This is a genomic window from Geodermatophilus normandii, assembly GCF_003182485.1.
GTDB lineage: Bacteria > Actinomycetota > Actinomycetes > Mycobacteriales > Geodermatophilaceae > Geodermatophilus > Geodermatophilus normandii.
On record NZ_QGTX01000001.1, the window covers coordinates 1,684,098 to 1,705,338 of the forward strand.

Genomic DNA, 21,241 nt, shown 5'->3' on the forward strand with positions numbered 1-21,241 from the left:
CATGGCCTACGAGGTGAGGGGCGTCGTCGCCCGCGGCAAGGGAGCACCGGTCAGCGTCGAGACGGTCCTGGTGCCCGACCCGGGGCCCGGTGAGGCGGTCGTCGACGTGCAGGCGTGCGGTGTCTGCCACACCGACCTGCACTACCGCGAGGGCGGCATCAACGACGACTTCCCGTTCCTGCTCGGCCACGAGGCCGCCGGCACGGTGGCGGCCGTCGGCGAGGGCGTCACCAACGTGGCCGTCGGCGACTTCGTGGTCCTCAACTGGCGGGCCGTGTGCGGGCAGTGCCGCGCCTGCCTCAAGGGCCAGCTGCACTACTGCTTCGCCACGCACAACGCCGCGCAGAAGATGACACTGGCCGACGGCACCGAGCTGTCCCCGGCGCTGGGCATCGGCGCGTTCGTGGAGAAGACGCTCGTCCACTCCGGCCAGTGCACCAGGGTCGACCCCGCCGCCCCGGCCACCGCCGCGGGCCTGCTCGGCTGCGGCGTGATGGCCGGCGTCGGCGCCGCGGTCAACACCGGCGCGGTGCAGCGCGGGGAGTCGGTCGCGGTGTTCGGCTGCGGCGGCGTCGGGGACGCCGCGATCGCCGGCGCGAAGCTGGCCGGCGCCACCACGATCGTCGCCGTCGACGTCGACGACCGGAAGCTGGAGTGGGCGAAGGCGTTCGGCGCCACCCACACCGTCAACTCGCGCCGGACCGACGCCGTCGAGGCGATCAAGGGCCACACCGGCGGCTTCGGTGTCGACGTCGCCATCGACGCCGTCGGCCGCCCGGAGGTGTTCGAGCAGGCCTTCTACGCGCGCGACCTCGCCGGCCGCGTGGTGCTGGTGGGCGTCCCCACCCCCGACATGCAGCTGACGCTGCCGATGATCGAGCTGTTCGGCCGCGGCGGGGCGCTGAGGTCCTCCTGGTACGGCGACTGCCTGCCCTCCCGCGACTTCCCGATGCTGGTCGACCTGTACCTGCAGGGCCGCTTCCCGCTCGAGGACTTCGTCTCCGAGACCATCGGGCTCGACGACGTGGAGAAGGCCTTCGAGAAGATGCACAAGGGCGAGGTGCTGCGCAGCGTGGTCGTCCTCTGATGGCCGGGTCCACGAGGGGCGCCCGCATCGAGAGGACCGTCGTCTCCGGCGTCTTCAGCCTCGACGGCCAGGACTTCGACGTCGACAACAACGTCTGGCTGGTCGGCGACGACGACGAGGTGCTCGTCATCGACGCCCCGCACCGCGCCGAGCCGATCGTCGAAGCGATCGGCGGACGGCGGGTGACGGCGATCGTGCTCACCCACGGGCACAACGACCACGTCACCGCCGCGGTCGACCTGCGCGCCGCCACCGGTGCGCCGATCTGGTTCCACCCCGCCGACCGGATGCTCTGGGACATGGTCCACGCGGGCACCGAGCCCGACGAGGCGCTCGCCGAGGGCACCCGCTTCCGCGTCGCAGGCACCTCGCTCACGGCGCTGCACACCCCGGGTCACTCGCCGGGCAGCACCTGTCTGCACGCCCCCGACCTGGCCGCCGTCTTCACCGGGGACACGCTGTTCCACGGCGGGCCCGGCGCCACGGGCCGCTCGTTCAGCGACAGGCCGACGATCCTCGACTCGATCCGCAGCAAGCTGCTGAGCCTGCACGGCGACACGGTGGTCCACACCGGGCACGGCGAGGACACCCGCATCTCCGCCGAGATCGGCTCCGTGCGCTGAGGCGCCGGCCGGCGGGGGAGGCGGGATCAGCCCCGGCCGGTGTCGGTCCCTGCGTCGCCTGGGGTGCCCGGAGGGGCCTCCGGCGGCGCCGTGCGCTCCAGGCGCTGGCGGATCGCCGCGACGTTCAGCGCGAGGTCCTCGAGCGCCTCGACGGCGCGCGTGGCGAGGGCGAACGTGAGGTTCTCGCGTCGCTCCTCGGCGCTCGGCTCCCGGCGGCGCTCCCACGGGGCCGAGCCCCGGTCGGTCGCCCGCGACCAGGGCTCGTCGTCGCCCTGCGAGGGGTCGAAGAGGCCGCGCAGCATCCGCTGGGCCATTTCCAGGAAGTCGTTGGGGTCGGGCCGGTCGGCGGGCATGTCGGCTCCTCTCGACGTACCGCCGGTCAACGGCCGGACCCGCGTCCGTGTTCCGGTCGGCCGGCACCGCGGGTGACGACGTGCCGGGGTGTCGGGCGCCACCCCGGCACGGACCCCCGACGCCGGTACCCTCAGGGGTGTGCCTCGCGGTGACGGACGGCTGACGCACGCCCTCGACCCCTCTGCTCCCGGTCCCCAGGACGCCTGTGGCGTCTTCGGTGTCTGGGCGCCGGGGGAGGAGGTCGCCAAGCTGACCTACTTCGGCCTGTACGCCCTCCAGCACCGCGGTCAGGAGGCAGCGGGCATCGCCGTCTCCGACGGGGCCTCGGTCGTCGTCTACAAGGACCTCGGCCTGGTCAGCCAGGTGTTCGACGAGTCCACGCTGGGCAGCCTGCGCGGCCACCTCGCCGTCGGCCACACCCGCTACTCGACCACCGGCGCCTCCACCTGGGAGAACGCCCAGCCGACGTTCCGCACCACCGACGCCGGCACCGGCCTGGCGCTGTGCCACAACGGCAACCTGGTCAACACCCAGGAGCTCGCCGGCCGCGCGGCCGACGCCGGGGTCCCCGGGGCGTTCACCGCCACCACCGACTCCGACCTGGTGACGGCGCTCATCGCAGCGCGTCCCGACATGAGCGTCGAGGCGGCGGCCATGGAGGTGCTGCCGCAGCTGCGGGGCGCCTTCAGCTTCACGTTCATGGACGAGGACACCCTCTACGCCGCGCGCGACCCGCAGGGCGTCCGTCCGCTGGTCCTCGGCCGGCTCGAGCGCGGCTGGGTGGTCGCCAGCGAGACCGCGGCCCTCGACATCGTCGGCGCCTCCGTCGTGCGCGAGGTCGAGCCCGGCGAGCTGCTGGCCATCGACGAGAACGGCCTGCGCAGCCAGCACTTCGCCCCGGCCGAGCCCAAGGGCTGCGTCTTCGAGTACGTCTACCTCGCCCGCCCCGACACCACGATCGGCGGCCGCGGGGTGCACGCCACCCGCGTGGAGATCGGCCGCCGGCTGGCCAGGGAGCACCCCGCCGACGCCGACCTGGTGATCCCGGTGCCCGAGTCCGGCACGCCCGCCGCCGTCGGCTACGCCGAGGCCAGCGGCATCCCCTACGGCCTGGGCCTGGTCAAGAACTCCTACGTCGGCCGCACCTTCATCCAGCCGAGCCAGACCATCCGGCAGCTGGGCATCCGGCTGAAGCTCAACCCGCTGCGCGACGTCATCCGCGGCAAGCGGCTGGTCGTCGTCGACGACTCGATCGTGCGCGGCAACACCCAGCGCGCGCTGATCCGCATGCTGCGGGAGGCCGGGGCGCTGGAGGTGCACGTGCGCATCTCCAGCCCGCCGGTGAAGTGGCCCTGCTTCTACGGCATCGACTTCGCCAGCCGCGCCGAGCTGGTCGCCAACGGCCTCGACGTCGACGGGGTGCGCGCGTCGATCAACGCCGACTCGCTGGGGTACGTCTCCGAGCAGGGCCTGATCGCCGCCACCGAGCAGCCGGCCACCCGGCTGTGCACCGCGTGCTTCACCGGTGAGTACCCGATCCCGCTCGGCGAGGCCGGGGTGCTCGGCAAGCACGTCCTGGAGGGCATCGGTCGCACGCCGATGCCGCGGGTCGACGACGGTGCCGAGCGGGCGGTCACCGGCTGGACCGGCCAGCAGGCCGGCAGCCCGGCGGTCCCCGGCGGTGCCGACGACGCCCTCCGTCGTCCGTGACGGACCGCGCGGGGGAGTTCACCTACGCCGCGTCCGGCGTCGACATCGACGCCGGTGAGCGCGCCGTCAGCCTCATGCGGACGGCGGTCGAGCGCACCCGCCGGCCCGAGGTGGTCGGTGGCCTCGGCGGCTTCGCGGGGCTGTTCGCCCTCGACACCACCCGCTACCGGCGCCCGCTGATCGCCTCGTCCACCGACGGGGTCGGCACCAAGATCGCCCTCGCCCGGCAGCTGGACCGGCACGACACCGTGGGCATCGACCTGGTCGCGATGGTCGTCGACGACCTGGTCGCCTGCGGCGCCGAGCCGCTGTTCCTGCAGGACTACGTCGCCGTCGGGCGGGTCGTGCCCGAGCGGGTCGCCGCGATCGTCACCGGCATCGCGGCCGGGTGCGAGCAGGCCGGCGCCGCCCTGGTCGGCGGCGAGACCGCCGAGCACGGCGACCTCATGGACGCCGACGAGTACGACCTGGCCGCCACGGCGGTCGGCGTCGTGGAGGCCGACGCGGTGCTCGGCCCCGAGCGGGTCGGCGACGGCGACGTCGTCGTGGCCATGGCCTCCAGCGGGTTCCACTCCAACGGCTACTCGCTGGTCCGCCGCGTGGTGTCCGCCGCCGGGCTCGACCTGGCCGCGACCCCCACCGGGCTGGACCGCCCGCTCGGCGAGGTGCTGCTCGAGCCGACCCGGATCTACGCGCTCGACTGCCTGGCGCTGGTGGGGGAACTCGGCGTCGACGGCGTGCACGCCTTCGCGCACATCACCGGCGGTGGGCTCGCCGGCAACACGGCGCGGGTCGTCCCCGACGGGCTGGCGGCCGTGCTCGACCGCGGCACCTGGGCGCTGCCGGCGGCGGTGTCGCTGCTCGAGGAGCACGGCGTGCCCCGCGAGGAGTCCGAGCGCGCGTTCAACTGCGGCGTGGGCATGGTCGCCGTCGTCGCCCCGAGGCCGCCGAGGCGGCGGTCCGCCTGCTGACCGGCCGCGGCGTGCCGGCCTGGGTGGCGGGCACCGTAGCCACCGGGGGACCGGCGCGCGGCTCGTGGGCTCCTACCGCTGAGCACGGCAGGCACCGCCGCCCCTCGCGGGACGGCGGTGCCTCGTGCTCAGCAGACCGGCGGAGGGCCGACCGTCAGCGACTGGCCGCCCAGTCGTCCTCGGCGTCGTCGTCCGCCCAGCGGTCGGTGTACTCGTCGTCGTCCTCGTCGTCGTCCTTGGCCGCCGGAGCGGTGTAGGGAGACGGAGTAGAACCCGCCAGCTCGCGCTGAAGCGCGGAGAGGTCGGTGTTCGGTGAGCTGTACTTGAGCTCACGGGCCACGCGTGTCTGCTTGGCCTTCGCTCGGCCGCGCCCCATCGGCTCGACCCCCTCATAACGGAGAACGGGAGCCCAGCTCACGGGCTGGACGGCCCGCGTGGCGACCCCGACTGAGTGACTGTGTCTTGAGCAAGACTACGACACGGATCGACCACCGGCACGGGTCTCCCCCCGCCGTCCCCCGACCGGGGCCGTGGTACACGACACGCGCGACCCCCGCGCGGGTCAGCGGGGCAGGCGGATGGTGGCCAGCCGGCCCACCGACGCGATGCGCTCCTCGGCCAGCCGGTCGGCCGCCACGGCGGGGGAGACGCCCTCGGTCGCGGCGGTCTGGAAGACCCGCAGGGCGACGTCGAAGATGCCGGCCGCCTTGGCCTCGGCGCGGGCGAAGGAGAAGCCGTGCCGCTCGTCCTCGACCTGGATGACGCCGCCGGCGTTCACCAGGTAGTCGGGGGCGTAGAGGATCCCGCGCGCCGTGAGCTGGTCGGCGATGCCGTCGTGGGCGAGCTGGTTGTTGGCGCCACCGCACACGACCTCGGCCTGCAGGACGGCGACCGTCGCGTCGTCGAGGGCGCCTCCGAGGGCGCAGGGGGCGTAGACGTCGGCCGGGCGGCGCACCAGCGCGGCGGTGTCGGCGACGGCCTCGACGCCGGGGTGGCGCGCGAGGACCCGGTCGACGGCCGCGGGGTCGACGTCGGTGACGAGGACGTCGGCGCCGTCGGCCACCAGGCGGTCGACCAGCCAGCCGCCGACCTTCCCCACCCCGGCGACCGCCACGGTGCGGCCGGACAGCGTCGGCTCGCCCCACCGGTGCTGCGCGGCGGCGCGCATGCCCTGGAAGACGCCGAACGCGGTGAGCACCGAGGAGTCCCCGCAGCCGCCGTACACCTCGGAGCGGCCGTGGGCGAAGCGGGTCTCGCGGGCGACGACGTCGAGGTCGGCGTTGGTGGTGCCCACGTCGCAGGCGGTGAGGTAGCGGCCGCCCAGGGCCTCGACGAAGCGCCCGTAGGCGCGCAGCCGCGCCTCGGTCTTGTCGGTGCGCGGGTCGCCGATGACCACGGCCTTGCCGCCGCCGAGGTCGAGCCCGGCGAGGCTGTTCTTGTAGGACATGGCCCGGGCCAGGCGCAGCGCGTCGGCGACGGCCTCGTCCTCGGTGGCGTAGGGGTGGAAGCGGGTGCCGCCCAGGGCCGGGCCCAGGGCCGTCGAGTGCACCGCGATGACCGCCCGCAGGCCCGAGGCCGGGTCGGAGCAGAAGACCACCTGTTCGGCACCGGATGCGAAGACGTCCACGGGCACCGAGCCTAGAACGCGCCCGAGTGGCAGCGATCACCCCGCGGGGGTGCTCAAGGAACCGCCCCGGGGTGTCGACAAGTGGTGTGACGGATGTCGGTGACCGTGCCGCGTGGTCACGGTGTGACGTCCGTGCCGCGTGTTGCCCGTGGGGCGCGCGCCGACGGGGCGACGCTTCTCGCCGTACCCGCACCACCCTCTTCCCCAGGGAGCATCCGATGCCGCAGTGCCGTCCCGCCCGGCCCGGCCGTCGCCGGAGCGTGCGCGCCGCCCTGGCCGGCCTGCTCACCGGCGCGGTGCTGCTGGGCACCGCCGGACCGGCGCTGGCCGTGCCGGAGCCGCCGCCCAACCCGACCGACGGCCAGATCGCCGACGCCCAGGCCGCCCAGGAGGCCGCCGCGGCCGAGGTCGGCCGGCTGGCCGCGGAGGTGGCGGCCGCCGAGACCGAACTCGAGCGGCTGGGCCTGCAGGCCGAGGCCGCCGGCGCCGCCTACCTGGCCGCCGAGGAGGCCCTCCTGCAGGCGCAGGCCGCCGCCGACCAGGCCGCCGCCGACCTGCAGAGCGCGACCGACGCCGTCGAGGCCGCCCTCGGCCGCATCGCCGGCTTCGCCCGGGAGAGCTACGTCGACGGCGCCAGCATGACCACCGCCGCCGCGCTGCTCGACTCCGCCGGCCCCGGCGAGCTGGTGCAGCGGGCCGCGCTGCTGGAGTTCGTCGCCGACACCCAGGTCGACGTGCTCGAGGAGCTCGAGGTGGCCCGCGTCCGGCAGGCCAACGCCGAGTCCTCCGCCCGGGTCACCCGCGACGCCGCGGCGGCCGCCGAGGACGAGGCCGCCGCCGCCAAGGCCGCCGCCGACGCGCAGGTGGCCGCGCAGGAGGGCGCCGTCGCCACGGCGGAGGCGAACAAGGCCTCGCTCGACCAGCAGCTGCAGGCCGCCCAGATCCAGCTCCTGGAGCTGCAGGGCGCCCGCGACGCCTACCAGCAGTGGCAGCAGCAGAAGGCCGCCGAGGAGGCCGCCGCGGCCGCGGCCGCCGCCCGCGCCGCCGAGGAGGCCGCCGCCGCGGCTGCCGCCGCCCGGGCCGCGGCGTCGTCCGGGGGCGGGAGCTCGGGCTCCTCCGGCGGCGGGGACACCAGCGCGGCCGCCTCCGGCGGCGGGTCGGGCTACGTCAAGCCGACGTCGGGGCGGACGTCGAGCTGCTTCGGCAACCGCTGGGGCCTCCTGCACGCCGGCGTGGACATCGCCGCGCCGATCGGGACGCCGATCTACGCCGCCACCTCCGGCGTCGTGCAGCGCACCGGCCCGGCCACCGGCTTCGGCCTGGCGATCTACATCCGCGGCGACGACGGCGCGATCACCGTCTACGGCCACGTCAACGCCGAGTACGTCGACAAGGGCGAGCGGGTCACCGCCGGCGAGGTGATCGCCGAGGTCGGCAACCGCGGTCAGTCGACCGGTCCCCACCTGCACTTCGAGGTGCACCCCGGCGGCGTCATGTACGGCGGCCAGGTCGACCCCGTGCCGTGGCTGCGCGCCCGCGGCGTCGCCATCAGCGGCTGCTGAACCCCCGTCACACGACGACGGCCCGCGCCCCGACCGGGGAACGGGCCGTCGTCGTGTCCTGCGGTCAGCCGCCCTGGCAGTTGGTGGTGATGTAGGACTCCACGTTGGCGCCCGACTCGCCCTGGAAGGTCGTCAGGAACTGCGAGGCGCTGGTGCTGAACTGCTGCTGGCCCTCGGGGGAGGCGAGGTCGACGCTGCCGGCGGTGTCCGACCAGGCCTGCAGGGCGCCGCCCAGCACCTGCCAGTCGGAGGCGATCTCCGCCGGGGGCGTCGTCTGGTTGAAGGCCGCGGACGCCTGCTGCACCACGGGACCGATCTCCTGCGGCGTGGTGAGGGACTGGGCCTGGCCGAGGGTCGTCGCGAACTGCTCGGCCTGCTGGCAGAACGCCGCGACGGCGGGGTCGGCGCTGCCCGAGGACGACGGGCTGGACGAGGACGAGCCGGTGCTCGGAGCCGCCGAGCTCGAGGTGTCGGCGCTGGTGGACTCCGCGCTCTCCTCGCTCCCCGACCCGTCGCCGCTGCTGCCGCTGGTGCAGGCGGTGAGCATCACCGTGGCCGCCGCGGCCACGAGCGCGGAGCGGGAGAGGGAGGGGAACGATCGCATGCCCGGAGGCTAACCGCCGGACGGGCGGCCCGCGTCCGCGCGCGGCTACCGTGCGGACGTGCGCGCCCCTGCCGACCCACGCGTCACCTGGGACCTCCCCGCCCCCGGCGGGCTGCCGCGGACGGCGGACCTCGAGCCGCTGGTGACCCGCGTGCTGGCGCCCAACCCGTCGGGCATGACGCTCGACGGGACCAACACCTACCTCGTCGGCGCGCCGGGCAGCGGTCAGGCGGTCGTCGTCGACCCCGGACCCGACGACCCGGCCCACCTCGCCGCGGTGGAGGAGGCGCTGGCCGCCCGTGACGCGCGCTGCGTCGCCGTGCTGGTCACGCACCACCACGGCGACCACGCCGAGGCCGCGCAGCCGTGGGGCGCCCGCTTCGCCGCCCCGGTGGCCGCCGCCGACGCCGCCGTCGCGGGGCCGCGGGGCCGGGTGCTCGAACCGGGCGAGCGGCTGCACCTGGCGGGCACGGTGCTGGGCGTCGTCGCCACCCCCGGGCACACCGCCGACCACCTGGCGTTCCGGGTGGAGTCGGGCGCGGTGCTGGTGGGCGACCACGTCCTGGGGCGGGGCACGTCGGTGGTCACCCACCCGGAGGGTGACGTCGTCGCCTACCTGGAGTCGCTGCGGCGGGTGCTCGACCTGGGCCCGAGCGCCCTGTACTGCGGCCACGGTCCCGAGCTGACCGAGGACCCGGCCGCCGTCCTCGACTACTACCTGGCCCACCGCGCCTTCCGGGAGTCCCAGCTGCTGGCCGCGCTGGTCCGGGGCGCCGGCACGGTCGACGCGGTGGTGGCCGACGTCTACGCCGACGTGCCGCAGGCGCTGTGGCCGGCGGCCGCGCAGTCGACCCGTGCCACGCTGGCCAAGCTCGCGGCCGAGGGCCACGTGGTCCTGCACGGCGACGCCGTGGAGCTGCCGTGACGGTCCCGGTGGTCCGCGCCGCCGACAGCGAGCGCGACCAGCGGAGGGCCGCCGCGGCGCTGCGGGCGGCCGGGCTCCGGCGCGGCGACCGGCTGCTGGTCTCCGCCGCCTCGTCCCCGGCGCTGCTGGCCGCCGTCCTCGGCGCGCTGCGCACCGGGATCGTCCCCGTCGTCCTCGACCCGGCGCTGCCGGCGGCCGAGCGGGCGGCCCTCGCCGCGGACGCCGACCCCGCCCTGGACCTCGGCGGCGACCCCGCCCGGCTCCTGACCGGCGCCGACGAGGTGCCCCTCGCCGACGTGCCGCTGGCCCGGCCGATGCACTACACGTCGGGGACGACCGGGTGGCGCAAGGGCGTGTGGTCCGGCGTCCTCGACGACGGCGACGCCAGCGCGCTGGCCGCCGAGGAGATCGCGCTGTGGGGGTTCACCGCCGCCGACCGGCACCTGGTGCTCTCGCCGCTGCACCACTCGGCGCCGCTGCGCTTCGCCGTGCACACGCTGCTGGCCGGCGGCGAGGTGCTGCTGCCCGGCCCGTTCGACGCCGACCGCGCCGCCGCCACGATCACCCGGCTCGGCCCCACGACGACGTTCTGCGTGCCCACGCACCTGCGCCGGCTGGTGGCCCGCGACGACGTCGACTGGTCGTCCTTCCGCCGCCTGGTGCACGCCGGCGCGCCCTGCCCCGAGCCGCTCAAGCGGGCGGTGCTCGGCGCGCTCCCGGCCGGCGGCGTGTGGGAGTTCTACGGGTCCACCGAGGCGCAGTTCACCGTCTGCTCGCCGGAGGACTGGCGGGCGCACCCCGGCAGCGTCGGCCGCGCGCGGCCCGGCCGGCGGCTGGAGGCCGACGAGGGCGGGCAGCTGTGGTGCGCGGTGCCGCGGTGGGCGCGCTTCGAGTACTGGCGCGCGCCGGAGAAGACCGCGGCCGCCTGGCGGGGCGACCTGGTCACCGTGGGCGACCTCGGCCGCGTCGACGACGACGGCACCGTCTGGCTCGACGGCCGGCGCGAGGACCTGGTGATCTCCGGCGGGGTGAACGTCTACCCGGCCGAGGTCGAGGCGGTCCTCGACGCGCACCCCGGGGTCGAGGAGAGCGCGGTGGTCGGCGTCCCGGACGAGGACTGGGGCCAGCGGGTGGTCGCCGCCTACGTGGGCAGCGCCGACCCCGCCGACCTCGGGCCTGGGCGCGTGAGCGGCTCTCCCCGGCCAAGCGGCCCAAGAGCCTGCACCCGCTGGGCGAGCTGCCCCGCACCTCCACGGGCAAGGTGCGCCGCCTCGACCTCCCGGGGGTCCTCGGGCTGTGACCTCGGAGTGGGACGTCGTCGTGGTGGGTGCCGGGTCGGCCGGCTGCGCGCTGGCGGCCCGCCTCGCCGACGCCGGCCGCTGGGTCCTGCTGCTGGAGGCCGGCGCCGACCACGCCCGCCCCGACGACTTCCCCGCCGACCTGCGCGACGCCGCCACCCTCGCCGCCGCCGTCCCCGGACACCCGGCGAACTGGTCGTTCACCGCCGAGCTCCTCCCGGGCACGACCGCGGCGCTGCCGCGCGGGCGCGTGGTCGGTGGGTCCAGCACGGTCAACGGCGGCTACTTCGTCCGCGCCACCCCGGCCGACCACGCCGGCTGGGCCGCGGCCGGCAACGACCTGTGGAGCCTCGACGCGACGCTCCCGGCCTGGCGCCGCCTCGAGGACGACCGGCAGTACGGCGACCGTCCCGGGCACGGCCGCGGCGGGCCGGTGCCGGTGACCCGGCCCCCGGCTCCTCCCCGCTCACCGAGGCCCTCGCCGGCGCGGCCGCGGAGCTCGGGTTCCCCGACGAGCCGGACAAGAACGCGGGCGGCCCGCCCGGTTACGGGCCGGTGCCGCTCAGCGTCGACGGGGGCGTGCGGGTCAACGCGGCGATGGCCTACCTCGCCCCGCGGCGTGGCTCGCCGTCGCTGACCGTCCGCGGCGGCGTGCGCGTGCGGCGGGTGCTGGTCGAGCGCGGCCGCGCCGTCGGCGTGGACACCGACGCCGGGCCCGTGCGCGCCTCCGAGGTCGTGCTGTCGGCCGGCGCCGTCGGCTCGCCCCACCTGCTGCTGCTGTCGGGGATCGGCCCCGCGGCCGACCTGCGCGCGTCCGGACTCGGCGTCGTCGCCGACGTCCCGGCGGTCGGCGCCGGCCTGTCGGACCACCCGCTCGTGTACCTGCCGTGGGTGCCGGTGGACGGGCTCCCCGACGGCGACTGGCCGCTGCCGCTGCACGGGTCGCTCGACGCGACGTCGTCGGACTCCCCCGTGCCGGGCGACCTCGAGGTGCTGCCGTGGCTGCGGCCCTGGGCGCGCGTGCTCCCCGGCGGCGGTGGGGACGACCGCACGCTCTCGCTGGCCGCCGGCCTCTTCCGCGAGGAGAGCCGCGGGCACCTGACGCTGGCCTCCGCCGACCCCGCCGCCGCCCCGCGGATCGCGCACGGCTACCTGGCGACAGCGGCCGACCGGCGGCGGCTGCGCGAGGCCGTCCGGCTGGCCGCGGCGCTGCTGCGCACCCGCGCGCTGGCGCCGCTCGTGGCGGCCCGCCCCGCCCCCGCCGACGACGTCCTCGCCGACGACGCCGCCCTCGACGGCTGGATCCGGGCCTCCCTGGCGACCGCCCAGCACCTCGCCGGCAGCGCCCGGATGGGCGGCGACGGCGACGCCGGCGCGGTCGTCGACCAGCACCTGCGGGTCCGCGGGGTCGAGGGCCTGCGGGTGGCCGACACCTCCGTGCTCCCCGAGGTGCCCACGCGCGGGCCCGCGGCCACCGCGGTCATGGTCGGGGAGCGCGCCGCGGAGCTGATGACCGGAGGCGCCTGACCCCGGTGCGACGCCGATCACACGACCGATAGCTTCCCGGTGCCCGCCCGGCACCGGCGCCGGGCGACCACTCGCGAGGAGGACCCGTGCCGCAGGTCCAGACAGTCAATGGCCCCGTCGACACCGCCGAGCTCGGTACGACCCTCATGCACGAGCACGTGTTCGTGCTGACCGCCGACATCCAGCAGAACTACCCCGAGGAGTGGGGCAGCGAGGACGACCGGGTCGCCGACGCCGTCCGGCGGCTGACGGAGCTGGCCGGGGTGGGCGTGCGGACGATCGTCGACCCGACCGTGATCGGGCTGGGCCGCTACATCCCGCGGATCCAGCGCATCGCCGAGCAGGTCGACCTCAACATCGTCGTCGCCACCGGCTGCTACACCTACGACGACGTCCCGTTCTTCTTCCACCACCGCGGCCCGGCCCTCAACGAGGCGGTCGGCGCCGAGGTGCCCGACCCGATGGTCGACATGTTCGTCGGCGACATCACCGACGGGATCGCGGGCACCGGCGTGCGGGCCGGACTGCTCAAGTGCGCCATCGACCGCCAGGGCCTGACGGCCGGCGTGGAGCGGGTCATGCGCGCCGTCGCCCAGGCCCACCGCGCCACCGGCACGCCGATCACCGTGCACACCCACCCGGGCAGCCACACCGGCCTGGAGGTGCAGAAGGTGATGACCGACGAGGGCGTGGACCCGCGGCGGGTCGTCCTCGGCCACAGCGGCGACACCACCGACGCCGACCACCTCACCGAGCTCGCCGAAGCCGGCTTCGTGCTGGGCATGGACCGCTTCGGGATCAACCTGGACACGACGTTCGAGGCGCGGGCCGACGTCGTCGTGGAGATGTGCCGCCGCGGCTTCGCCGGGCAGATGGTGCTCTCGCAGGACGCCTCCTGCTACATCGACTGGCTGGCCCCCGGCGTCATGGACCTGCTGCCGCAGTGGCACTACACGCACATCCACGAGGACGTGCTGCCCTACCTGCGCGAGCACGGGGTGACCGACGAGCAGATCACCACCATGCTCGTGGACGTCCCCCGCCGGTACTTCGAGGACACCGGGACGTACTGATGGTCCCGTACCCCTTCGACGAGAGCGGCGTCGAGCGCGACGCCGCGGGCGTGAAGCACTACACCGACCTGCCCGACTCCGTCGTCGCGATGGTGCGGGCCTCGGTCGACCGCGACCCCGGCGGCGAGGCCGTCGTCGAGGTCGACGGGCCCCGGCTGACCTTCCGGGAGCTGTGGGACGGCGCGGCGCGCGTGGCCGGCGGGCTGCGCGCGGCCGGTGTCGGCCGCGGCGACCGCGTGGCGATCCGGCTGGGCAACGGCGCGGACTGGGTGCTCGGCTTCCTCGGCACGCTGCTCGCCGGCGGCGTGGCGGTGCCGGTGAACACCCGGTTCACCGACGCGGAGGCGCAGTACGTCGTCGACGACAGCGGCGCCCGGGTGGTGCTCGCGCCGGGGGCCCCGCTGCCCGACGGCGACCCGTACGCGGAGGAGGGACTGTCCCGGTCGGACCTCGCGGCGATCTTCTACACCTCGGGGACCACCGGCTTCCCCAAGGGCGCGATGACCAGCCACGAGAACTTCCTGACCAACACCGAGAACGCGCGGCGGGTGGTCGGGCTGGGCCGCGAGGACCCGTCGCTGCGCAACCTGATCAGCGTGCCGCTGTTCCACGTCACCGGCTGCAACAGCCAGCTGCTGCCCGCGCTGCAGAGCGGGGCGGCGGCGGTGGTGATGCCGGCGTTCGAGGTGGGCCGGTTCCTGCAGGTGATCCCGGAGGAGCGGATCGCCGTGGTCACCTCGGTGCCCGCGGTGTTCTGGCTGGCGGTCAACCAGCCGGCCTTCGCCGACGTCGACGTCACCGGGGTGCGGTTCGCCACCTACGGCGGGGCGCCGATCGCCCCCGAGCTGGTGGCGCGGATCAAGGAGGCGTTCCCGTCGGCGCAGGTCGGCAACGGCTTCGGGCTGTCGGAGACGTCGTCGATCTCGACGTTCCTGCCGCACGCCCACGCCGGCACGCACGCCGACTCGGTCGGCTTCCCCGCCCCCGTGGTCGACCTCCGGCTCGAGGGCGTCGACCCCGCGACCGGCGTCGGCGAGCTGCTCATCCGCGGCGCCAACGTGGTGCAGGGCTACTGGAACAAGCCGGAGGCGACCGCCCAGGCCTTCACCGGCGGCTGGCTGCACTCCGGTGACCTCGCGCGCATCGACGACGACGGCTTCACCTACGTCGTCGACCGGGCCAAGGACATGATCAACCGCGGCGGCGAGAACGTGTACTGCGTCGAGGTGGAGAACGCGCTGGCGGCCGCCCCCGGCGTCTTCGAGGTCGCCGTCGTCGGGGTGCCCGACCCGGTGATGGGGGAGAAGGTGGGCGCCGTCGTGGTGCCGGTACCGGGCACCGAGCTCGACGTCGAGGCGTTCATGGGCCACGCCCGCGAGCACCTGGCCGACTTCAAGGTGCCGCAGTTCGTGTCGGTGCGGACGGCGGTGCTGCCGCGCAACCCCGGCGGCAAGGTGCTCAAGCCGGTGCTGCGCGCGGAGTCGCAGTGGGAGCCGGTGAGCCGGCGGGGGTGAACGGGTCGTCCCGGCGGCGCGCTCGTCGCAGCCGCCGGGACGCCGGACCAGGGGCCCGGTCAGCGGACCGGGCGGATCTCCGACGTCGTCGTGCTGGTCAGCGGCGACCAGGCGTCGGGGTGCGGGCGGCCGGCGTCGGCCACCCAGCCGGCGGACCGCTCGCCGGGCCGGGGGGCGCTGCGGGGAGCGGGCCGGGAGCTCAGGGCGACGATCAGGGCGAGCAGCAGCACCAACCCGGCGAGGACCCCGCCGGTGACCAGGAGCGTCGTGAGCACTCACTGAACGTATGCGGCGGACCGCTCCGTGTCACAGGCAAGGAACGACGGACATCGCGGACGACACCGGCAGGTCCTGCCGGTTGACGCACCGGGCGTGCGCGCTCCCGTGCGGCGGGTAGAGGGCGGGCATGGCGGACCTCGCGACCCTGGCCGGGCGACTGGCCGCGGTGCCCCTCGGCACCCTGGCCCGGCGGCGCGACGGCAAGCCGATGCACCCGCGGGGTGCCGTCCTCTCGGCCGTCGTGGAACGGACCGGCGTGCCCGGCGACTGGGGTGTCCGCTGGCTGGAGGAGCAGGCCCGCGAGGCCGCCGTCGTCCGGCTGTCCCGGGGCGCGGGCCTGCCCGCACCGCTGCCCGACCTGCTGGGGATGGCCGTCCGGCTGCCCGACGGCGACCGGCCCGTGGACCTGCTGCTGTCCACCACCGGGAGCGGCCGCTGGACCCGCCTCCTGCCGGTGCCGCGGGTCGGTGCCGCGGTGCCCTACTCGTCGATCATGGGCTACCGGTCGGCCGCCGGGACGCTGCGGCTGGCCGCCGTCCCGGAGCGGCCGCAGCACCTGCCCTCGGACCCCGGGCCGGTCGCGGCGGCCGCACCCGGGGCGGCGTTCCGGCTGCTCGTCGCGCGCGGCGCGGGGGACTGGGTGCCCTTCGGCCGGCTGGTGCTCGGGGACCCGGCGCCCGACCTCGACCCCGACCTGCACTTCGACGCCGTCCGCAACCCGCCGCCGGGCCTGCTCGCCGACGGCCCGATGGCCCGGTTCCGGGCGCCGGCGTACGCCGCCGCTCAGGAGGGGCGGAGCGGCACCGGCTGAGCCCCGTTCGGGTGAGGCGGGCGATAAGGTGAGTCGGCACACGGTTGTGCGGCACGATCCTGGGGTATCGGAACTGACCGGAGTTCATCGAAGAGCACCGCCCCTGCTGTCGCAGTGCTCGACCGCAGGAGGAGTGCGCCCGCCGAGTGATGCACGCCCTACCGCCGTCGGCGTCCCCGGCGCGGATCCGGATCGCGACGGTGCCGCACGCCGACCCCTACGTCGACGCCGTCCTGCCCGCCTCTGCGGTGCGGGTCGGCCCGTGGCACGACCCGAGCCCCTGGCTCGACCCCGCCTACCTCACCGCGCACGCCGGCCTGGTCGACGTCGTCCACGTGCACGCCGCCTACGGGCACCTGCCCGAGGACGAGGTGGTCAGCTGGACCGAGGCGGTGCGCCGCACCGGCGTGCCGCTGGTCGTCACCGTCCACCAGCTGCGTGACCCCGCCCAGCCGGCCCGTCACCGGCACGACGCCCACCTGGCCGCGCTGCTGGCCACCGCCGAGGTGGTCCTCACGCTGACCCCGGGGGCGGCCGACGAGATCGCCGAGCGCTTCGGGCGGACGGCGATCGTCGTGGCGCACCCGTCGGTCGCCGCCGCCGATCCGGACACCGGCGCCGAGCGGGGGCTGGTGGGCCTGTCGCTCGGCACCCCGGGGACGGCGGTGCCCGAGCCCGCGGCGATGGTGCGGGCGGCGCTGTCGGGAGCGGTGAGCGGCGGCGGGCGGCTGCGGGTGTTCCTCGAGCCGGGGCAGGCGCTGCCGGGCGGGGCGGAGCTCGGCCGCGCCGAGGGGCTCGAGGTGGTGACCCGGGACCGGGCGCGCTGGGCCGCGCAACTGCAGGAGCTGCACGTGGCGGTGCTGCCCGAGCGCTGCGGCACCCACTCGCGCGACCTCGAGGTGTGCCGCGACGTCGGCACGCGGGTCGTGGCCCCCAGCTGCGGCTGGTTCGCCGACCAGTGGTCCGACGTCGTCGTCTACGGCAACGACGAGGAGCGCGGGTTCGACCCGGTGTCGCTCGGGGTGGCCGTCGGCGCGGCGCTGGCGCGGCCGATGCCGCGGCCGGCCGACCGGGCCTGGCGCGACGGGCAGCGGGCGGCGGTGCAGGCCGTGCACGAGCAGGTCTACGACCAGGTGGTGGCCGACCGCGTCGTCCGCGTCTGAGGGATGCGGGCCAGCTCGACGAGCCACAGGCCGGCCAGGACCTCCCGCTCGGCGACCTCCCGGAACCCGGCCTGCGCGTAGAGCCGGCGGGCCGGGTTGTTGTCGCGGCCGGTGGAGACGGTGACCGGACGGTCCCCGGCCAGCTCGAGGACGGCGGCGACGAGCGCCCGGCCGGTGCCGCGGCGGGCGTGCGCCGGGTCGACGACGAGGCGGTCGACGTCGATGCCGCCGTCGGTGCCGTCCGTGGACCGCCAGCCCAGGGCGCCGAGGACCGTCGAGCCCTCGCGCGCCACCAGCCAGGACAGGCCGGCCGACGTCAGGGCGGCCAGGTCCTCCGTGAGCGCGGGGATGCGGTCGTCGCCGATCAGCCGCGCCTCGACGGCGTAGGCGGCGTGCTGGACCTCGAGCAGCCGGACGGCGAGCGCGGGATCCCGGGCCGGGTCGCGTGCCTCGACGACCACCGGGCTCCGTCCGTGGAGGGAGAGTGTGTGGGCAGGGGCGGGGTCGAACCGCCGACCTCTCGCTTTTCAGGCGAGCGCTCGTACCGACTGAGCTACCTGCCCCTCCCGGTGACTCGCACCGGAGAGCGACCCTGACGGGACTCGAACCCGCGACCTCCGCCGTGACAGGGCGGCGCGCTAACCAACTGCGCTACAGGGCCTTGCTGTGTACTGCGTGCCCCCAACGGGGTTCGAACCCGTGCTACCGCCTTGAAAGGGCGGCGTCCTGGACCGCTAGACGATGGGGGCTCGTTCTCGCCGGGGGCACCGAGAACGATACATGGCCTCCGCGGCGCCCCTGACACCACCCTCCCCCGGGGCGTGGCGGGCGGCGGCACGGACGCGTGCTCCCCGGCGCCGGCCACCCGCGCGCGACCCCCGAGGGGCGGGGTCCGCGCTCAGTTCAGGCTGGCGGTGAGCTCGACGGAGTCGCCGCTCACGCTGCTGCACTCCAGGGACAGCGGGCCGGCCGCCACGGTCTCGCCCTCGCCGCAGGACACGCTGGCCCCCGCGACGGTGATCGACGCCCGGCCGTCCTGCACGCTGCCCAGCGTCACCGTGGTGCCCAGGACGTCGACCTCGCTGCCCTCGCCGTCGAGCGTGATCGAGCAGGACGAGCCGGAGCAGGAGACGCCGTGCGAGGTGAACGAGCAGCCCGCGACGGGGGCGAGGACGAGCGCGCCGGCGAGGAGGCCGGCGGCCAGGCGGGGGGTCGTTGCCATGCCGCGAGCGTAGGGCGGGCGGCTCAGCCCGTCGGGGAGGCGGGGGTCCCGCCGCCGTCCCCGGTGCCGTCCCCGGTGCCGTCCCGCTGCCCTCGGCCTCCTCCGGCACGACGGTGCGCACGATGGTCGCCTCGGTCTCGCCCAGGCCGCCCAGGGTGATGTCGTCGTAGGCCACGAGCGCGCCGGTGCCGGGGTCGAGGTAGAGGACCGTGCAGGTCAGCGGCTCGGGGTACTCGCCCTGCAGGGCCCGCAGGCCCGCGCCGCCGGTCGAGCCCTGCACCATGAGCAGCGTCCCGTCGTCGAGGGTCTCGACCTCCCGGTCGTGCGTGTGCCCGGCGAGCACCAGCGGGACGACGCCGTCCAGGGGCGGGGCCTGCTCCGGGTCGTGCACCATCGCGATCGCCGGCGGGTCGGGCTGCTCCTCGGCGACCTCCGCGAGGTCCTCGCCGGTCTGCTCGAGGGACTCGGTGTCGCCGGTGGCGTCCTGGTCGGGGGTGAAGCGGGGGTCGCGTGCCCCGACCACGGTGAGCCCGGCAACCGTCGTCGCCGAGTCGTCGAGGACGGTGGCGTTGGGCTGGGCGGCGACCAGCCCGGCGGTGACCGCGGAGTCGTGGTTGCCGCGGACGTACACGTAGGGGACGCCGAGCGCGCCGATGGAGCCGATGAGCCGGTTCTCCGGCTCGCTGCCCCAGTCGGTGATGTCGCCGGTGTCGAGGACGGCGTCGACGTCGAACTGGTCGGCGACCTGGGCCACCAGGTCGAAGCCCGCGGGGTTGAGGTGCAGGTCGGAGACGTGCAGCAGCGCGACGGTGTCGGTGGGGCCGCCGGGCGCCGGCAGCGCCGACAGCGTCGAGTACAGCGTGCCGACGTTGGTGACGATCTCCTCGAGCGACTCCCGGTAGGCGCTGAACCGGGCGACGATGTCCTCGGCGCTGCCGATGAGGCTGGTCGCGTTGACCAGCAGGCCGGTGTAGGTGGGCTGTGACAGCGCCTCGGGCCGCCAGGTGGCCGCGCCCAGGCCGGCCGTGCCCGCGAGCAGGACGACGGAGACGCCGGCGGCGACGAACGGCTCGCGCCACCGGCGGTAGGTCGCGAGCGAGGCGAGGACGGCGCCCCCCACGCCGGCGGCCCCCGTCGTCCAGGCGAGCCGGACGACGGCGTCCTGCAGGTCGGCGCTGACGCGGTCGACCAGGCCGTCGAGCCGCGCCGGGTCGGCGACGAGCTCCTGGATCCGGGTCTCGTCGACGCGGCGCAGCTGGACGTCGAGCCCCAGCGGGCCGTCGTAGGCGTCGACCTCCAGCGCGCCGAGCGGCGGGACCTCGACGGTCGCGCCGCCTCCCGTGGGGGCGAAGGCCAGGCTGGCGTCGAACGGGCCGATCGGCGACTCGACGCGGCCGAGCAGCAGGATGCCGATCAGGGCACCCACGGCGGCGACCAGGACCCGCAGCGCCCAGCGCCCGGCGACCCGTCCGCGCCGCGCCCGGGGCCGGCAGCCGGCGTGGGGTCGCTCATCCCGCCGAGGCTAGCGACGGCCGCCGCCCCGGCTCACCGTGCCGCGTCCCGGCCCACCAGGGGTGGGCCGGGACGCGGCAGGACGGGAGGCCCGGGTCGTCCGGGGACCTCAGGCGGCGACGAGCTTCGCCGACACCTCGGCCAGGCGGCGGCCCTGGTAGCGCGCGGCGGCCAGCTCGGCGTCGGTGACGGTGTCCGACTTGCCGCCGGAGGCGTTCGAGACGCCGTAGGGGTTGCCGCCGGCCTCGAACAGCAGCGGGTCGGTGTAGCCGGGCGGCACGATGACCGCGCCGAAGTGCGAGAAGACGTTGAAGAACGTCAGGATCGTCGTCTCGTTGCCGCCGTGGACGTTCTGCGCGCTGGTGAACGCGGTCGCGCCCTTGTTGGCCAGCTTGCCGGTGAACCACAGGCCACCGAGCGTGTCGATGAACTGCTTCATCTGCGCAGCGGGCGTGCCGAAGCGGGTCGGGCTGCCGAGGGCGTACCCGTCGGCCCACTCGAGGTCGGCCGGCGTCGCCTCCTGGACCTCGCCGGCGGTGGCGTCGACGTGCGCGCGCCACAGCGGGTTGGAGTCGATGGCCTCCTCGGGGGCCAGCTCGGGCACCCGGCGCAGGCGCACCTCGGCACCGGCCTCCCGGGCACCTTCGGCCACCGCGGCGGCCAGCTGGTGGACGTTCCCGGTGGAGGAGTAGTAGATGACGGCGATCTTCGTCACGGTCTGCCTCGGCTCTCGTGTTGCTGGTGATCATGTGGTTGCGCGTTCAACCACTAGGGCCCAGTGTGCTCACGACACGCGAACGGCAAACACGCGGGGGGCGATCGGGAGGATCAGGCGGGGTGTGGCCGGAACGCCCACCGCAGCGCGAGGAAGCGCATGGTGCCGATGGTCGCGGTGACCAGGGCGATGACCGCCATCTCGGCGAGGACGCCCGGCTCCGGGACCGCGGCGTTGAACCAGCTCAACGCCAGGCTCGTGGCGATCATCCCGGCGACGGCCAGCGCGCCGCCCTCCCACTGGGCGGTGAACCACCGGACGCGCTCGCCGGCGTGGAAGGTCAGGCGCCGGTGCATCTCGTTGGCCAGCGCCGAGGACAGTGCCGACCCGATGACGTTGGCCTGGACCCCGCCCAGGTCGTGCAGCAGCCAGAACAGCAGCGCGTAGACGGCGCTGGAGAACCCGCCGACCATGACGAACCGGGCGAACTGGCCCAGGGCGCGGTCGGAGCGCGCGAGGGCGACCGCGCTGCCGGCGAGATCGGTGACGAGGTCGACGACCGCGACCGGGCGGCTCAGCAGGGAGGGGCAGGTCACGGCGTCCCTCCTCGGTCGTCCCGGCGTCGTTCCTCTGCAGTCTCCAGCCTCCTCCTGACACTTCCCGG

At 75.7% G+C, this 21,241-nt stretch carries 19 protein-coding genes, 3 tRNA genes and 3 pseudogenes; 13 read left to right on the forward strand and 12 right to left on the reverse strand.

The features are described 5' to 3' along the window. The first annotated feature begins 1 nt into the window (after window position 1). A complete protein-coding gene (locus JD79_RS08290) occupies window positions 2-1,087 on the forward strand; it encodes an S-(hydroxymethyl)mycothiol dehydrogenase (RefSeq protein WP_110005140.1) in 1,086 nt (361 codons plus the stop codon). Next, a complete protein-coding gene (locus JD79_RS08295; RefSeq protein WP_110005141.1) occupies window positions 1,087-1,710 on the forward strand; it encodes an MBL fold metallo-hydrolase in 624 nt (207 codons plus the stop codon). Before JD79_RS08290 ends, JD79_RS08295 begins: the two co-directional genes overlap by 1 nt. Window positions 1,711-1,736: 26 nt before the next feature. On the opposite strand, the gene JD79_RS08300 is transcribed toward JD79_RS08295, so the two are convergent. Continuing rightward, complete coding sequence (locus tag JD79_RS08300) at window positions 1,737-2,063, reverse strand: hypothetical protein (RefSeq protein ID WP_110005142.1); 327 nt, start codon at window positions 2,061-2,063, stop codon at window positions 1,737-1,739. A 139-nt stretch (window positions 2,064-2,202) separates the two neighbouring features. On the opposite strand from JD79_RS08300, the gene purF reads away from it, so the two are divergent. Beyond that, window positions 2,203-3,774, forward strand: coding sequence for an amidophosphoribosyltransferase (purF, locus tag JD79_RS08305; RefSeq protein WP_110005143.1), 1,572 nt, complete (start codon window positions 2,203-2,205; stop codon window positions 3,772-3,774). After that, on the forward strand, window positions 3,771-4,745 hold the full coding sequence (gene purM / locus JD79_RS08310) for a phosphoribosylformylglycinamidine cyclo-ligase (protein ID WP_245899932.1): 975 nt from the start codon (window positions 3,771-3,773) through the stop codon (window positions 4,743-4,745). The genes purF and purM overlap by 4 nt, the downstream gene beginning before the upstream one ends. Window positions 4,746-4,899: 154 nt before the next feature. Here purM and JD79_RS08315 read toward each other — a convergent pair whose 3' ends face one another. Together JD79_RS08315 and JD79_RS08320 are read right to left on the reverse strand one after the other, a co-directional pair. After that, complete coding sequence (locus JD79_RS08315; RefSeq protein WP_110007548.1) at window positions 4,900-5,121, reverse strand: DUF3073 domain-containing protein; 222 nt, start codon at window positions 5,119-5,121, stop codon at window positions 4,900-4,902. 186 nt (window positions 5,122-5,307) lie between these two features. Further along, complete coding sequence (locus tag JD79_RS08320) at window positions 5,308-6,372, reverse strand: Glu/Leu/Phe/Val family dehydrogenase (protein WP_110007549.1); 1,065 nt, start codon at window positions 6,370-6,372, stop codon at window positions 5,308-5,310. 218 nt (window positions 6,373-6,590) lie between these two features. Between JD79_RS08320 and JD79_RS08325 the strand changes: the two genes are divergently transcribed. After that, window positions 6,591-7,934, forward strand: a complete 1,344-nt coding sequence (locus JD79_RS08325; protein WP_110005144.1) for a peptidoglycan DD-metalloendopeptidase family protein — start codon at window positions 6,591-6,593, stop codon at window positions 7,932-7,934. Between the two features lie 64 nt (window positions 7,935-7,998). On the opposite strand, the gene JD79_RS22165 is transcribed toward JD79_RS08325, so the two are convergent. Continuing rightward, window positions 7,999-8,538: a hypothetical protein gene (locus tag JD79_RS22165; protein WP_146220409.1), complete on the reverse strand. Its 540-nt coding sequence runs from the start codon at window positions 8,536-8,538 to the stop codon at window positions 7,999-8,001. Between the two features lie 58 nt (window positions 8,539-8,596). On the opposite strand from JD79_RS22165, the gene JD79_RS08340 reads away from it, so the two are divergent. The 6 genes and pseudogenes from JD79_RS08340 to JD79_RS08360 all read left to right on the forward strand — a co-directional run bounded on the left by JD79_RS08340 (window position 8,597) and on the right by JD79_RS08360 (window position 14,875). Next, complete coding sequence (locus JD79_RS08340) at window positions 8,597-9,463, forward strand: MBL fold metallo-hydrolase (RefSeq protein ID WP_110005147.1); 867 nt, start codon at window positions 8,597-8,599, stop codon at window positions 9,461-9,463. Between the two features lie 8 nt (window positions 9,464-9,471). Further along, window positions 9,472-10,566: pseudogene (locus JD79_RS23640) on the forward strand (class I adenylate-forming enzyme family protein); the annotation flags it as partial. Between the two features lie 220 nt (window positions 10,567-10,786). After that, a pseudogene (locus tag JD79_RS24220) lies at window positions 10,787-11,146 on the forward strand (GMC family oxidoreductase N-terminal domain-containing protein); the annotation flags it as partial. A gap of 125 nt (window positions 11,147-11,271) precedes the next feature. Then, a pseudogene (locus JD79_RS08350) lies at window positions 11,272-12,288 on the forward strand (GMC oxidoreductase); the annotation flags it as partial. 86 nt (window positions 12,289-12,374) lie between these two features. Then, window positions 12,375-13,361: a phosphotriesterase family protein gene (locus JD79_RS08355; protein WP_110005148.1), complete on the forward strand. Its 987-nt coding sequence runs from the start codon at window positions 12,375-12,377 to the stop codon at window positions 13,359-13,361. Continuing rightward, a complete protein-coding gene (locus JD79_RS08360; protein WP_110005149.1) occupies window positions 13,361-14,875 on the forward strand; it encodes a class I adenylate-forming enzyme family protein in 1,515 nt (504 codons plus the stop codon). Before JD79_RS08355 ends, JD79_RS08360 begins: the two co-directional genes overlap by 1 nt. 59 nt (window positions 14,876-14,934) lie before the next feature. Here JD79_RS08360 and JD79_RS08365 read toward each other — a convergent pair whose 3' ends face one another. Next, entirely contained in the window at window positions 14,935-15,150 is a 216-nt protein-coding gene (locus JD79_RS08365; RefSeq protein WP_110005150.1) for a hypothetical protein, read from the reverse strand. Between the two features lie 131 nt (window positions 15,151-15,281). On the opposite strand from JD79_RS08365, the gene JD79_RS08370 reads away from it, so the two are divergent. Next, window positions 15,282-15,965: a phosphodiesterase gene (locus JD79_RS08370; protein WP_110005151.1), complete on the forward strand. Its 684-nt coding sequence runs from the start codon at window positions 15,282-15,284 to the stop codon at window positions 15,963-15,965. Between the two features lie 149 nt (window positions 15,966-16,114). Further along, complete coding sequence (locus JD79_RS08375; RefSeq protein WP_110007550.1) at window positions 16,115-17,128, forward strand: hypothetical protein; 1,014 nt, start codon at window positions 16,115-16,117, stop codon at window positions 17,126-17,128. Here the strand turns inward: JD79_RS08375 and JD79_RS08380 are convergent. The 7 genes from JD79_RS08380 to JD79_RS23005 all read right to left on the reverse strand — a co-directional run bounded on the left by JD79_RS08380 (window position 17,089) and on the right by JD79_RS23005 (window position 21,173). Continuing rightward, on the reverse strand, window positions 17,089-17,589 hold the full coding sequence (locus JD79_RS08380) for a GNAT family N-acetyltransferase (protein WP_110005152.1): 501 nt from the start codon (window positions 17,587-17,589) through the stop codon (window positions 17,089-17,091). The two genes, JD79_RS08375 and JD79_RS08380, sit on opposite strands and share 40 nt — an antisense overlap. Window positions 17,590-17,617: 28 nt before the next feature. Beyond that, window positions 17,618-17,691: transfer RNA gene (locus JD79_RS08385), tRNA-Phe, on the reverse strand. Between the two features lie 24 nt (window positions 17,692-17,715). Then, window positions 17,716-17,789 (reverse strand) — tRNA-Asp (locus tag JD79_RS08390). Between the two features lie 15 nt (window positions 17,790-17,804). Next, window positions 17,805-17,877: transfer RNA gene (locus JD79_RS08395), tRNA-Glu, on the reverse strand. Continuing rightward, window positions 17,863-19,776 carry a metallophosphoesterase gene (locus tag JD79_RS08405; protein WP_245899934.1) on the reverse strand — a complete coding sequence of 638 codons (1,914 nt, stop codon included), beginning with the start codon at window positions 19,774-19,776 and terminating at the stop codon, window positions 17,863-17,865. Before JD79_RS08405 ends, JD79_RS08395 begins: the two co-directional genes overlap by 15 nt. A gap of 195 nt (window positions 19,777-19,971) precedes the next feature. Next, window positions 19,972-20,577, reverse strand: a complete 606-nt coding sequence (gene wrbA / locus JD79_RS08410) for an NAD(P)H:quinone oxidoreductase (protein ID WP_170149151.1) — start codon at window positions 20,575-20,577, stop codon at window positions 19,972-19,974. 113 nt (window positions 20,578-20,690) lie between these two features. After that, the gene (locus JD79_RS23005) at window positions 20,691-21,173 is read right to left on the reverse strand and encodes a GtrA family protein (RefSeq protein ID WP_245899937.1); all 483 of its coding nucleotides are present in this window, start codon (window positions 21,171-21,173) and stop codon (window positions 20,691-20,693) included. Window positions 21,174-21,241: the final 68 nt, after the last annotated feature.